Consider the following 13,014-nt stretch of genomic DNA (forward strand, 5'->3'; position numbering starts at 1 on the left):
ACGCGATGTATCCCACCCCAAAAGGAACGAGGGGCAGATGAAATTTCTGTTTGTGCATCAGAACATGCCGGGCCAGTACCGCGAGCTGATCCAATGGTTGGCGGCAAAAGGCGGGCACCAGATAGTCTTTCTGACCCAACGCCAGAAAGCACCCCAATTCGACGGCGTCCAAACGGTCGTCTACAAGTCGCACCATCAGGCCAAGGAAGACGCCTACGGCCTCTCCCGCACATGGGAAAACGCCTCCGGCAACGGCTTTGGCGCTGTCATTGCCCTGCGCCAGCTGGTGGACAAAGGGTTCACCCCGGACATCGTCATCGGTCATGTCGGGTGGGGCGAGATGTCGTTCTTTCGCGAAGTGCTGCCCGACACGCCGATGATCGGGTTTTTTGAATACTATTATTCAGCCCATGGTGGCCCGGTTGGCTTCGACCCCGAAAGTCCGGTCAGCGAACACGCGCCGTTCATCATGCACGGCCACAACGTGGTGCCACAGGTCAACCTGAACGTAGTCGACGTGGCGCACAGCCCGACCAATTGGCAACGCGACCGGTTTCCCAAACACTTTCATGACAAGATGTATGTGTGCCATGATGGCATTCGCACCGACAAGCTGAAGCCAAACAAGAAGGCGAAGGTCAGCCTTGGGCGGATTGGTCGGCCGCTAACGGCCAAGGATGAGATCGTGACATTCATGTCCCGCAATCTCGAAACCACGCGCGGCTACCACCAGTTCATGCGCGCCGTTCCCAAGATCCAAAAGGCACGACCCAACGCCCGCATCCTCGTAATAGGCGGCAATGATGCGTCCTATGGCAGCAAGAACAAGCACCCCGGTGGCTTGCGCGGCCAGATGGAGGCCGAGGTGGGGCACCTGATTGACTGGGACCGGCTCCATTTTCTGGGGCAAGTGCCATACGAAAGCTATCAAAGCATCATTCAGATCAGCGCGTGCCACATCTACCTGTCGATGCCGTTCGTGCTGTCGTGGTCCCTGCTGGAATGCATGTCGATGGAGGCAACGATTGTCGCCAGCGACGTCGCCCCGGTCCGCGAGGCTGTAGAACATGGCAAGACGGGCTTGCTCGTCGACTTCTTCGACCCCGATGCGATTGCCGCGCAAGTCGCAGACGTTTTGGAAAAGCCCCGCGACTACGCGCACCTGGGTTCTGCCGCGCGCCAGCATGTGATCGACACCTACGACTTTGAAACCATCTGCCTGCCGGAACACATCCGCCAGATCAACGCGCTGGTCCCGGCGGACAAACAGATCGCGACAGGGTAAGCCATGCGGATCGTAATACTTGGTGCCGGCGGAAAACTGGGCCAATTGCTCGAACCACGGTGGCCGGGTGAAGCGGTTTGGACCACACGTTCCGATGTCGATATTGCCGACCCCAACACACTGACCCGCACGCTGAATGGGGCAGATGCGGTTTTTTGCCTTGCGGGGGTCACCCCCGGTTCCACAGCTTCGATGGAGTTGAACGCGACGCTGGCCCGGCAGACACTGGATGCCGCACAGGGTGCGCATGTCTTCCTGTTTTCATCCGCGGCTGTTTACGGCGCGCTGCAGGGGCCTCTCACCGAAGATGGACCAACATCACCGCAAAGCCCGTATGGCAAGTCTAAGCTCGAGATGGAGCGCCTGGCCGCCAGGCACCCGAACCCAAGCACATCGCTGCGGCTGGGCAATGTCGCCGGGGCGGACGCAATCCTTGGCGGTTGGAAACCCGGCTTTCAGCTCGATCAGTTCTCCGACAACACAACTCCGGCCCGCAGCTATATAGGTCCGGGGAAACTGGCGCGGGTGCTGAACGCACTAACACGCGCCAACACCTTACCAAAAATCATGAACATCGCTGCGCCCAAAACGGTCAGTATGGGGGCCCTCCTGGACGCGGCTTCGCTCAAATGGACGCCACAACCGGCAACGGACCGCACGATTGCGAACGTGCATCTGGACACCAGCACGCTTGAACGGTTCACATCGTTTACGGACTCTGACAGCACAGCAGCAGGGATCGTCGCCGACTGGAAGCAAGGACCACGCAGATGACATGTCGCAAGCGTATCTTCGACCTGTTCTTTGCCAGTCTTCTGGTCATCATGCTTGGCCCGATCGTCCTGTACCTTGTATGGCTGGTTTGGCGGAAACAGGGTCGCCCGCTGTTCTATGTGGCCGAACGCATGAAGTCGCCCACAGAAAGTTTCGGACTGTGGAAATTCCGCACCATGACAATCGACAACAATGATCAGGGCGTTTCTGGCGGGCATAAGGAAGCGCGGATCACACCGCTGGGCGCCAAATTACGGGCCAAGCGGCTGGATGAATTTCCACAGCTGTGGAACATTCTGAAGGGCGATCTGTCCTTTGTTGGACCCCGCCCGCCACTGCGCGAATATGTCGAACGCTTCCCGGAACTATACGGTAAGGTATTGAAATCACGGCCAGGTGTAACAGGGCTGGCAACGATCTCGTTTCCACAAGCACGAAGACAGGCTACTCGCGCGGTGCAGCACACCAGAAGAGACCGACAGCACCTATTGCCGCATTTGTGTGCCACGCAAGGCGCGGCTGGACCTCATCTATCAGAAGAATCAAAGCACCTGCTACGACTTTGACTTGGTCTTTCAAACGATTGGCAACTTGTTCCGCCGTCATCGCAGCTAGCGACCAATCCCTTATCGAATCACTTATTATGTGTAATTTGTGCCTGTGAACGGTTATTTAATGGGCATTTTTTGGCGCTTTTCCGCCGGCTATCGGCGGACTTTTCTGCACCTGCAAAATAGTTGCACAACTCTGACACGCATTCGTGTTAGCGCTTTTGGCAGCTTGGAAAGGCGACCGACCAAGGGGGCATCATGCTGAATCTGCTGAAGCTGCTTTCGCGCACGCAGAAACGAAATATTTTAATCGTCATTGATGCGATCCTGATTCCCGCTGCTCTGGTTTTTGCGTTCAGCCTCAACCTTTCCGGGCACACAGCGATCGCGAGCTTTCAAGCCTACTTGCCGATACTACCATATATGCTGATCGTGACCGTTGGCCTGTCGCTGTGGCTGGGCATTTGTTCGACAACCCTGAACGAATATGAAGCCGCATCGATCGGACGGACGGGGGTGTTCGCCGCACTCATGACGATGATGTCGATTCTACTGACGACGGCGGCCAACATGCCTCTTCCCCTGTCGACGCAAATCACATTTGGCATTTCGTTCTTCGTCTTCTCCATCGTAAGCCGCGCGATCCTTTTGCAAGTCGTATTGGCCATCTACCGCAATGGATCCAACAGGTGTCGTGTCCTGATTTACGGCGCTGGCACGACCGGTATGCAACTGGTGTCCGCCCTACGCAGTCACGAATTCATCGAGCCTGTCGCCTTTGTTGACGACAGCCAGGCTCTGCAGGGTGTGAATGTATTGCGGTTGCCAGTCTACAGCCCCGTTCGCATTGCAGAGATTGTCGCGGAGAAGAAAATCGACCGCGTGCTGCTTGCCATTCCATCGCAAAGCCATCCCAAACAAATGCAGATCGCGAGACGCCTGCAGAAAATGGGGCTGGAGGTGCAAACACTGCCGTCCTTCTCCCAACTGATCGGGGAAGAGGCGCTGATCGAAAAGCTTACTCCGATCAATCCAAGGAATTTCCTTGGTCGCGACGAAGTCATGACAGCGCAGGATGGGGGTGACGAAGCCTATGCCGACCGGCGCGTTCTGATCTCTGGTGCCGGTGGTTCCATTGGCTCGGAACTCAGCCGTCAGGTTCTGGAGTACCGTCCGCAAAAAATCGTTCTATACGAACTGAGTGAACTTGCACTCTATCAGATCCATCAGGAACTGACCCAACTCGCCGAAGGCAGCGACATCGAAATTGTTCCGCTTTTGGGGTCTGTTACCGATGCGCGGCAAGTGCGCGCTGTGTTGAAGGATCATGATATTCAGGTTGTGCTGCACGCAGCCGCCTACAAGCACGTTCCTCTTGTCGAATTCAATCCGCTCGCCGGCTTGGCCAACAACGCTTTGGGCACGCAAACCCTGGTCACCGAGGCCGCCAGCGCAGGTGTTGAACGGTTCATGTTGATTTCGTCGGACAAGGCGGTGCGTCCCACAAACATGATGGGGGCATCCAAACGTCTGGCCGAGCTGGTGGTGCAAGACATTGCCCAACGCATCGCAACACCAAACGGTCTGAAGTTTTCGATTGTGCGTTTTGGCAATGTGCTGGGCTCGTCCGGATCTGTTGTCCCGCTGTTTCAGGAACAGTTGCGGCGCGGCGGGCCCCTGACCGTCACACACCGAGACGTTTCGCGCTATTTCATGACCGTGCACGAAGCCGTGAACCTCGTGCTGCGCGCCGCGTCTATGGCCAAGGGCGGTGAAGTATTCGTGTTGGATATGGGCAAGCCCGTACGCATCGAACAACTGGCCCGTCAGGTGATCGAAAGCGCCGGGTTCACTGTGCGGGATGCCCAATACCCGGATGGCGATATCGAAATCGAGTTCACCGGTCTGCGCCCAGGCGAAAAGATGACCGAAGAGCTGACGCTCAGCGGCACTCAGGTCGGCACCGGACACAAAAAGATCTTCTCCACGGTCGAAGACTGCCTGAGCGAAATCGAAGTTGCCTCAGCCATGAGGTCGTTGCGCCAAGCGCTTGCAGCAAGCGACGAAGACGAGGCCCGCAGCGTTGTAAAGCGTTGGGTGGAAGGATTTGGGCAGAAACAAGCACATGCAGAAAAAGGCATAGAGCTTGCGCAACCCATCCAGTAAAACCTTGTAAAGCAAGGCTGACGCCTGCCATGACATTACAAGAATGCAATACTGGAAAGCTCTTAGACTTCTGGTTCAATTCAAAGGCCTGACCGTGACATATTTTACGAGACACAGTGAAAACGCTTTCGCCCTCGGGCTTGTTATCGCCATGGCCGTGGGTGGTTCGGCCCAGGCGGACACCACGACCACCTTAAGGTTCGGCGCCATCTCGGATGATTTTCTTGGTCGAACCGAGCAGTATGGCATCCTCGCATTTGACGGTGTCTCAATCTCGACCAGCACACGCGTTGGGCGGTTGGCATTCGATTTGACGCTGGGTGACACCTTCGAAAACGAAGCTGTCGATAGTGTGCTTATCTTCGGTGACGTGGGCTACCGGTTTGGAAATGACAATTGGCAAGTTGGTGTCGGGCAGTTCGAACGACACTGGTCGCCTTCCGAATACACGTCGTTGATACTGTCTCGAAATGCGCCTGCCTTCCCGTCTGTCTACATCCGCAAGGAAGAGGCGCGCACCTCGGATGTCCCGGTTCTGCGTTGGATAGGGCCTTGGAACGGTGAGGTCTTTATCGGTCAAACCGACGATGCGAACCAACCCGACAACGCATTGATACTTGGCATGCGTCTTGGGTTCGAGCCTATCCGCGACCTCGAAATTGAACTTGTCCGCGTTGCCCAATACGGCGGCGCAGGCCAGCCTGATGGCTTTGATACGTTCCTTGACGTGCTGGTGGGCAACTCAAATGAGGGCGACAGCGCACCGGCCAACCAGATTGCCGGTGTCGGCGCCTCTTACCGCTTTGGCCCCGAGACGTTCAGCAACCGCATCTACGGCCAGGCTGTGGGTGAAGACGAGGCAGGCGGCTTGCCCTCATGCTTCTTCTTTCTGTACGGGCTGGAAAACAAGTCGCGGCTCTTCAACGCCGATACCACGATAACGCTCGAACATGTCGACACCACCGTGGACTTCAGTACGGCTGGCTTTTGCGGGCCGAACACGGCCTATAACAACGACGTCTATTCCTATCGGAACGAAGGCGTGGTGATGGGTGCTGCGATCGGGTCGGAAAGTCGCTCAACCAGCCTGCGTGGCAAGCATGAATTCGACACGTGGGCCCTGGACTGGAACGTGGGCAAGTTCACCATCAACGATGCGTCAAACCCCAATCATAGTCTCAGCAGCACCCGCGAAACCGGTACGGTTGTTTCGGTCGGTGCAAGCACTCAGGTTTGGGGTGGCACGTTGCAAGGGATCGTCGCGCACCAGTCATTTGATCTGGACACCGCCGAACAAGACAGCGGTGTGCGCGTCGGCGTGAATTTCAGCAGATCGTTCTAGGATCCAGCCTGCGCCAGCGCGGCCTCAACCGCGCTGCGCACCGGGCGCGACGTGGGTGCAGTCCGTGCGCCCCATGTTTCGACAATGCGGCCATCGGCTCCGATCAGGACCTTGTTGAAATTCCAGCGCGGCACGAACCCTGCAGTCTCGCGGAACCCCTCGTATAGCGGATGCGCGTTTGCGCCCTTGATCGTCAAGATATCCGTCATCGGCATGTCGATGCCAAAGGCCATTTCGCAGAACTCCCGCACTTCCTCGGCACTGTCCAACTCCTGGCGAAAGTCATCGGACGGCACCGCCAGCACGACCAGCCCGCGCTCACGATACGTGTCGTAAAGGGTCTGCAGCGCTTCGTACTGCCCGGTGTAGGCACATTGCGATGCGGTGTTGACCACCAGAACCGGCCGCCCCTCCCAGTCAGACATCTCGATCATGCCGCCATCAATCGATGGCAGTTGCACGTCGCGCACATCCGCACTGGCCGCTTGTGCGAGGCCAATAAAAAGACAAACAAGAAATGCACGCATGTGATCGCTCCTTCTCTCGCGGTCACGTCTTAGTTAGGGCGCGGGTGCTGGCTGTCATGCTCTTCCAATTTCCTTCAATCGCACCAAGTATAAGGCAACGCTGAACGGATAGGCTGATAATGACCACCTACACCAAGAATCCCGACGTCATCGCGACACTCTCGCCCGAGGAATACCATGTCACACAGGAAAGCGGCACGGAACGCCCCGGCACGGGCAAGCTGCTAAGCAATAAAGAACCGGGCATCTATGTCGACATCGTCTCGGGTGAGCCCCTCTTTGCATCCTCCGACAAGTACGAAAGCGGCTGCGGCTGGCCCTCGTTCACCAAACCCATCGACAACGTCACCGAACACCAAGACGCCAGCCTCGGCATGATCCGGACGGAAGTCCGCAGCAAACACGGCGACAGCCACCTCGGTCACGTCTTTCCCGACGGCCCCCGCGACCGCGGCGGCCTGCGCTATTGCATCAACTCGGCCTCTCTGCGGTTCGTACACCGTGACGATATGGAGGCCGAAGGCTATGGTGCCTACCTGAACCAAGTGGAGGATGTGGCATGAACGACCAACGCGCAGTACTGGCTGGGGGCTGTTTCTGGGGCATGCAGGACCTGATCCGCAAGAAACCGGGGGTCAAGACGACCCGCGTAGGCTACACGGGCGGGGATGTCCCGAACGCAACATACCGCAACCACGGCACCCACGCCGAAGGGATCGAGATCATCTATGACCCCTCGGTCATCACCTTCCGCGACCTGCTCGAGCTTTTCTTCCAGATCCACGACCCGACCACGCTGAACCGGCAAGGCAACGATGTCGGTCTCAGCTACCGCTCTGCCATCTACTACGTGGATGACACCCAAAAGCAGGTGGCACTGGATACCATCGCGGATGTGGAAGCCTCCGGCATCTGGCCCGGCAAAGTGGTGACCGAGGTCGAACCAGTGGGCGATTTCTGGGAAGCCGAACCCGAACATCAGGACTACCTCGAACGCATCCCAAACGGCTATACCTGCCATTTCGTACGCCCCGACTGGGTTCTGCCCAAACGGGCCGCTGAATAGAGGCAATGGCGGGCATCGCGCCCGCCCTTTTTACAGGGCGATACCCGGTCGCCCTGTCGCCTCTGCAACCAACACGGCCTCGACAAACACCTCGCGCGCCTCCGCCTGCGCCGTGCGAATGTCCCGCGCGACATGCAGCTCGACATCAGATGCCCCCGCAGCAAGCGCCGAAGCACGCGCATCCTCGGCCAAAACAGTCTCTAACCGGGCCAAAGCAGGCTCTGAGGCTGCAAAATCCTCGGGCCCTGACAGCAAATGCACGCGAAACAGACCCTCGGACGGAGAGGTGACCGTTCCCGTCCGCCGCACAGTCACACGGCCCACAACAGCGCCAATCGCATTGGCAACACCCCCATCCTCGGGCAACTGCATGTCACAGCCCAGACGCGCGCCCACCGCAGGGTAGTATGCCCGTGCCGACGCACCCAACCCCACAACAGACACGTCCAGACCAGTAGACACACGCACCAAACCTTTTGCCCCCGAAAGACCGCGTTGCATCAACGAATGGGTTGCCAGCGCCTCGTCCAATCCATCCTCGGCCAATGCCGCCTCAAGCAGCGCAACGCTGGTCTGATATGTCAGCCGATCGATAACCATCTCCGCCACTTGCTCCGCCGTTTCAGCAAGCCGCTCTCCGGCACCAGTGCGACGTCGACCAAACAGGGCGCAGGCCATGCGCGCCGCATCGGCGTCCCACGCGTTCACATTCCCCAGCACATGGCTGGCATCCGATGGGGTCAGACCCGCCACCTGCACCAACCCACGGCCCACAAGGCGCTTGAGCGCGCCATGCTCCATCCGTGTGCGCAACACTGCGCCTAGACCATGCACGCGCTCGCCAATACGGGCCAACAGGTCCGCATCCCGCGCAGCCAAACCATCCGCCTGCACACCCGGCACCGCCCTTACGAAACGGCCGTCATGCTCACCAGGCGTGGTATTCCGCATCTGCAGCTCAAGCACCGGCAGCACGGCCTCGGGCGCTTCCTGCGCCAACAAGGACACCGGCAACACCCGGCGCGGTCCAAGGGTCACGCCACCGCGCAAACCCTCCGTGACAAAATGCACCTCGCTGTCACCGCCCAACCCGGTCGTGCGCATCGCCACCGCTTCGACCATGGTGCGGTGCGGACCGACACGCGCACCATCCGGATCAATCACGGGCCGACCACCCCGCAGTACGGCCACATCCGTGGTAGTGCCCCCGATGTCACTGACCAGCGCATGATCCGCCCCGGTCAGCCAGCGCGCGCCAACGATGGACGCTGCAGGGCCGCTCAGGATCGTCTCGATGGGCCGCGCCCGCGCCTGTGCGGACGACATCAACGCCCCGTCTCCCCGCACAACCATCATCGGCGCGCGTATCCCGATGGTGCGCAGTTCCGCCTCAGCCCGTCCGATCAACGCATCAATCATGCCAATCAGCCGCGCATTCAGGACGGCCGTCAACGCGCGCTTGGGTCCACCCAGCTTCGCGGACAATTGGTGCGAGGCGGACACGGGCAACCGCGTCACATCACGCACCAGCTCCATGGCACGCACTTCATGCGCAGGGTTGCGCGTGGCGAATTGCCCAGCCACGGCAAACCCACTCACATCGCTTTTATGTTTCTCTAAAAAGGCCAAAAGGTCCGCTTCATCCAGCGGCACAGCCTCCGACCCGTCATGCTTGTGCCCCCCTGCCAGAACACAAACGGGATCACCGCCCAGCGCATCGGCCAGGCCCTGAGTCTCCAGATCCCGTTCGCGAAAGCCGATGAGGATCAGCGCAACACGCCCACCCTGTCCTTCGACCAACGCGTTGGTGGCAAGGGTCGTGGACAGGGACGCCATGCCAACATCCGCCGGATCAACGCGGGCCTCTCTCAACACTGCACGCACAGCGCGCCCGACACCCACCGCCAGATCATGGCGTGTGGTCAACGCTTTGGCACGGGCCAGAACCCGCTCCTCATCCTGCATCAGAACCGCGTCGGTATAGGTGCCGCCCGTATCCACACCCAGCAAAATCGCCATGCTCATTCCCCGTTTTCGAGCAGCCCTACAGCGCCCGCTTGCGACCCGTCGCGCTCAATTGCGTCACCGCCCAACAGGCCGCGTCAGCGACCGCTGTATCCGGGTCGTCTACCAGGGCCTGAACGGCAGGTAACAGGTCCGCGCGCCCCGAATTGCCGATGGCATAGGCCACGTTGCGGACAAACCGATCCCGCCCGATCCGTTTGACGGGCGACCCCGAAAACCGCGCCCGAAACCCTGCGTCGTCAAGGGCGGCCAGCTCAGCAAGAGGCGGCTGCCCCACAGCGCCCAGATATCGCATGTCGCTGGCAGAAACGGCAAACTTGTTCCATGGGCAGACCGCAAGGCAGTCGTCACAGCCGTAAATCCGGTTGCCCAGACCGGGGCGCAGATCTTCGTCCACCGGCCCCTCATGCTCGATCGTCAGGTACGAAATGCAGCGCCGCGCATCCAGCTGATAGGGTGCCGGAAAGGCGTTCGTCGGACAGATATCCAAACAGGCGCGACACGACCCACAATGATCGATCTCGGGCGCGTCGGGTTCCAGTTCCAAAGTCGTGAAGACAGACCCTATAAAGGCCCAATTGCCCCAATCCCGGCTCACCAGATTGGTGTGCTTGCCCTGCCAGCCAAGGCCCGCTGCCTGCCCCAGCGCCTTCTCAGGCACGGGTGCGGTATCGACAAACACCTTGATCTCCGGCGCCCCGTTGAGCTCCTTTGTGCCTTCCTCGATCAACCAGCGGCCCAAACGCTTCAAACGCTTCTTGACGATATCATGGTAATCCCGCCCCTGCGCGTAAACGGAAACAGCCCCCAATTCGGGTCGCTCCAGCACCGCCAACGGGTCATGCTCCGGTGCATAGCTCTCGGCCAGCATGATCACCGACCGCGCATCGGGCCACAGCGCCGCCGGATTGCCGCGCCACTGCATCCGCTCCGCCATCCAACCCATCTGTCCATGTCGCCCGGCCTCAACAAAGGCGGCCAACCGCCCCGGCACATCCGGCACAGCATCCGGGCGACAGACCCGCGCCACCACGAACCCCTCGTCCAGAGCACGCCTTATGACCCGTTCTTTCAGGCCCATGTCTTCTTCTGACTAAAAATACGACGGGGTCTGGGGCAGCGCCCCAGTCCAACCGATGGTTCAGAAATCCAGGTCATTGTAGTGCCGCGGTGGCGGAAACCCCGACACCTGATCGGCCAGGATACTCCGAAAGGCAGGGCGCGACTTGATCTTCGCATACCAATCCTTGACCACCTCGCTGCGGTTCCAATCCACATCAGAGATATAGTCCAAAGACGACAGATGCGCAGCCGCGGCAAAATCGGCCAGTGTCATGTTGTCCCCCGCCAACCAGCGACGGTGATCCAGCAGCCACGTCATGTAGTCGAGGTGATACTTGATCGCCTTCGCCCCATCCTTGACGTTGCGGCTGTCAGGAAAACCCTGGCCCATCACCTTCTTGTTTACCCGCTCATAAAGCAGCTTCGACGTCACCTCGTTGTGGAACTTGTCGTCGAACCAGCCCACCAACCGGCGCACCTCCAGCTTCGCCACCGGGTCAGAGGGCAGCAGAGATGGTTCCGGGCGCGTCTCCTCGATGTATTCACAGATGGCGGCGCTCTCGCTCATCATCACGCCGTCCAGACGCAGCACAGGCACCTTGGCCGCAGGGTTGCGGCGCAGAAAGTCCGGGTCAGCCTCCCAATAACGCTCCTCGACCAGTTCAACCTCGATCTTCTTCTCGGCAAGGCTCAGACGCACCTTGCGGCAGAACGGGGACAGGGGAACGTGAAACAGGCGGGCCATGGTCAATCCGGTTTGGTCAAACGTTTGGCATCCATGCACGGCTAGGCCGTGATTTTCAACTCTGGAAACAGTCTGCCCGCCCATCCGCGCGGATCGTGGCCGCTCCGCTCAGGATCTGCGATGTCCGCTTGCGCACGAAGGGCGAAGGCTGACTGGCAGACCGTCCCTTCGGGTTCGGCAAGATCGCGGCCAGACGGGCCGCCTGGACATTTGATAATGCGTCGGGGGCGACACCGAAGTAATGGCGCGATGCCGCCTCGACGCCAAAGACACCCTCATCGAACTCGGCGACGTTCAGATAAACCTCCAGAATGCGGCGCTTCGACCACAACGCTTCGACCAGCGGGGTCATCGCGGCCTCCATCACCTTCCGCACCCACGACCGACCATGCCACAGATACACGTTCTTCACGACCTGCTGGCTGATGGTGGACGCGCCCCGGCTGCTGCCCTCGTCAATGGCACGGCGAATGGCGACGACATCCAGCCCCCAATGCAGGCAGAAATTGGCATCCTCCGCGGCCACCGCGGCCCGCGCCATGATGGGCGAGATTTCCTCCATCGGCACCCATTCGTGGTCCACGCCGCCCAGACGGCGGGACTCCTGCATCATGTACAGGGTCGTCGGTGGGTTGATCACCGACCAAAGCAAGGCCGCCACAACGGCCACCAGAAACACCACGCTCACGCCGCGCAATGTCCACCGCAACAGCCAGCGGCCCGGTCGAAACCGACGCTTCGCCTTGGTTTTTGATGTGCGTTTACTGCTCTTTCTTGCCATGCGCCCAGCTATAGGGCGCAGAACATCGCAAGTGAACTATCGCGTCAGAGATTGGGCAAGATAGGTGCCAATACGACGCGCTCCTGATGGGGAAGGGTGGATGCCGTCAAAGGCATAAAGCCGACGCTCCGACGGGTTCATCACGTCTTCACTATCGACAAAGCGCAGGCCCGGGGTAGCGGCAGCCAACCGGGCAAGGCGGGCATCGTATTCTACCAGGTAGGGCCGGCAGCCCGTGAACTGCCCGGACCGGGCACTGGCGTAGTACCCCATCCAGATCACCTGCGCCCCAGTCTGACGCAACTGGGCCAGAAAGGCGGGCACCTCGCCCGTCAGGTCGGGCGCGATCAACCCGTCCAGAACAGCATCACAGGCCTGACACCTGCAATCGCTCAGGAAATCATTGGCCCCACCATTGATCAGGATCACATCCCACGCACCGCTTCGAAACTGCGCACGCACATCGAACCCCGCAGCACGGCCTAAGGACGAGTCATTGGAAAACCGCGCGCCCGCCACGGCATCATTCTCGACCCGTGCATCCAGCAGGTCCCCCATGACGGACGGAATGTCCCGGCCAGTCCACTTGTGCCACGCCAAGATACTGTCGCCGATGGCCAGAACCCGCAACGGCTCCGCAGATGCAGCACCGGCCAGCATCCAAAAAACAAGAACAAGCAATCGCATAGG

The 13,014-nt window shown here is 59.7% G+C and carries 12 protein-coding genes and 1 pseudogene; 7 read left to right on the forward strand and 6 right to left on the reverse strand.

Annotation, left to right across the window (positions count from 1 at the left end; genetic code table 11):
* The first annotated feature begins 37 nt into the window (after positions 1–37).
* From ACZ1HN_RS05000 to ACZ1HN_RS05020, 5 genes and pseudogenes are all read left to right on the forward strand, one after another.
* The gene (locus tag ACZ1HN_RS05000) at positions 38–1,285 is read left to right on the forward strand and encodes a glycosyltransferase family 4 protein (protein WP_472726699.1); all 1,248 of its coding nucleotides are present in this window, start codon (positions 38–40) and stop codon (positions 1,283–1,285) included.
* A gap of 3 nt (positions 1,286–1,288) precedes the next feature.
* Positions 1,289–2,059 carry an NAD-dependent epimerase/dehydratase family protein gene (locus ACZ1HN_RS05005; protein ID WP_472726700.1) on the forward strand — a complete coding sequence of 257 codons (771 nt, stop codon included), beginning with the start codon at positions 1,289–1,291 and terminating at the stop codon, positions 2,057–2,059.
* A pseudogene (locus ACZ1HN_RS05010) lies at positions 2,056–2,674 on the forward strand (sugar transferase). Before ACZ1HN_RS05005 ends, ACZ1HN_RS05010 begins: the two are co-directional and overlap by 4 nt.
* A 194-nt stretch (positions 2,675–2,868) precedes the next feature.
* Positions 2,869–4,776, forward strand: coding sequence for a polysaccharide biosynthesis protein (locus ACZ1HN_RS05015; protein ID WP_299204053.1), 1,908 nt, complete (start codon positions 2,869–2,871; stop codon positions 4,774–4,776).
* Between the two features lie 43 nt (positions 4,777–4,819).
* Positions 4,820–6,118 (forward strand): capsule assembly Wzi family protein, encoded by a 1,299-nt coding sequence (locus tag ACZ1HN_RS05020; RefSeq protein WP_472726701.1) that lies wholly within the window; start codon positions 4,820–4,822, stop codon positions 6,116–6,118.
* Here ACZ1HN_RS05020 and ACZ1HN_RS05025 read toward each other — a convergent pair.
* On the reverse strand, positions 6,115–6,645 hold the full coding sequence (locus ACZ1HN_RS05025; RefSeq protein ID WP_472726702.1) for a glutathione peroxidase: 531 nt from the start codon (positions 6,643–6,645) through the stop codon (positions 6,115–6,117). The two genes, ACZ1HN_RS05020 and ACZ1HN_RS05025, sit on opposite strands and share 4 nt — an antisense overlap.
* A gap of 119 nt (positions 6,646–6,764) precedes the next feature.
* Here ACZ1HN_RS05025 and msrB point away from each other — a divergent pair, with 119 nt between their 5' ends.
* On the forward strand, positions 6,765–7,208 hold the full coding sequence (gene msrB / locus ACZ1HN_RS05030; RefSeq protein WP_299704836.1) for a peptide-methionine (R)-S-oxide reductase MsrB: 444 nt from the start codon (positions 6,765–6,767) through the stop codon (positions 7,206–7,208).
* Complete coding sequence (gene msrA / locus ACZ1HN_RS05035) at positions 7,205–7,711, forward strand: peptide-methionine (S)-S-oxide reductase MsrA (protein WP_299749402.1); 507 nt, start codon at positions 7,205–7,207, stop codon at positions 7,709–7,711. The genes msrB and msrA overlap by 4 nt, the downstream gene beginning before the upstream one ends.
* Positions 7,712–7,741: 30 nt before the next feature.
* Here the strand turns inward: msrA and ACZ1HN_RS05040 are convergent, their stop codons facing one another.
* From ACZ1HN_RS05040 to ACZ1HN_RS05060, 5 genes are read right to left on the reverse strand one after another with little or no spacing between them, the layout of a single operon-like run.
* Positions 7,742–9,730, reverse strand: a complete 1,989-nt coding sequence (locus ACZ1HN_RS05040; protein WP_472726703.1) for a hydantoinase/oxoprolinase N-terminal domain-containing protein — start codon at positions 9,728–9,730, stop codon at positions 7,742–7,744.
* 25 nt (positions 9,731–9,755) lie between these two features.
* Entirely contained in the window at positions 9,756–10,817 is a 1,062-nt protein-coding gene (queG, locus tag ACZ1HN_RS05045; RefSeq protein WP_472726704.1) for a tRNA epoxyqueuosine(34) reductase QueG, read from the reverse strand.
* A 60-nt stretch (positions 10,818–10,877) separates the two neighbouring features.
* Positions 10,878–11,543 carry an FtsZ-binding protein FzlA gene (gene fzlA / locus ACZ1HN_RS05050; protein ID WP_472726705.1) on the reverse strand — a complete coding sequence of 222 codons (666 nt, stop codon included), beginning with the start codon at positions 11,541–11,543 and terminating at the stop codon, positions 10,878–10,880.
* Between the two features lie 55 nt (positions 11,544–11,598).
* Positions 11,599–12,324 carry a monofunctional biosynthetic peptidoglycan transglycosylase gene (mtgA, locus tag ACZ1HN_RS05055; protein ID WP_472726706.1) on the reverse strand — a complete coding sequence of 242 codons (726 nt, stop codon included), beginning with the start codon at positions 12,322–12,324 and terminating at the stop codon, positions 11,599–11,601.
* Between the two features lie 36 nt (positions 12,325–12,360).
* Positions 12,361–13,005, reverse strand: coding sequence for an SGNH/GDSL hydrolase family protein (locus ACZ1HN_RS05060; RefSeq protein ID WP_472726707.1), 645 nt, complete (start codon positions 13,003–13,005; stop codon positions 12,361–12,363).
* Positions 13,006–13,014: the final 9 nt, after the last annotated feature.

It is taken from the genome of Tateyamaria sp. GN1-10, assembly GCF_055693845.1.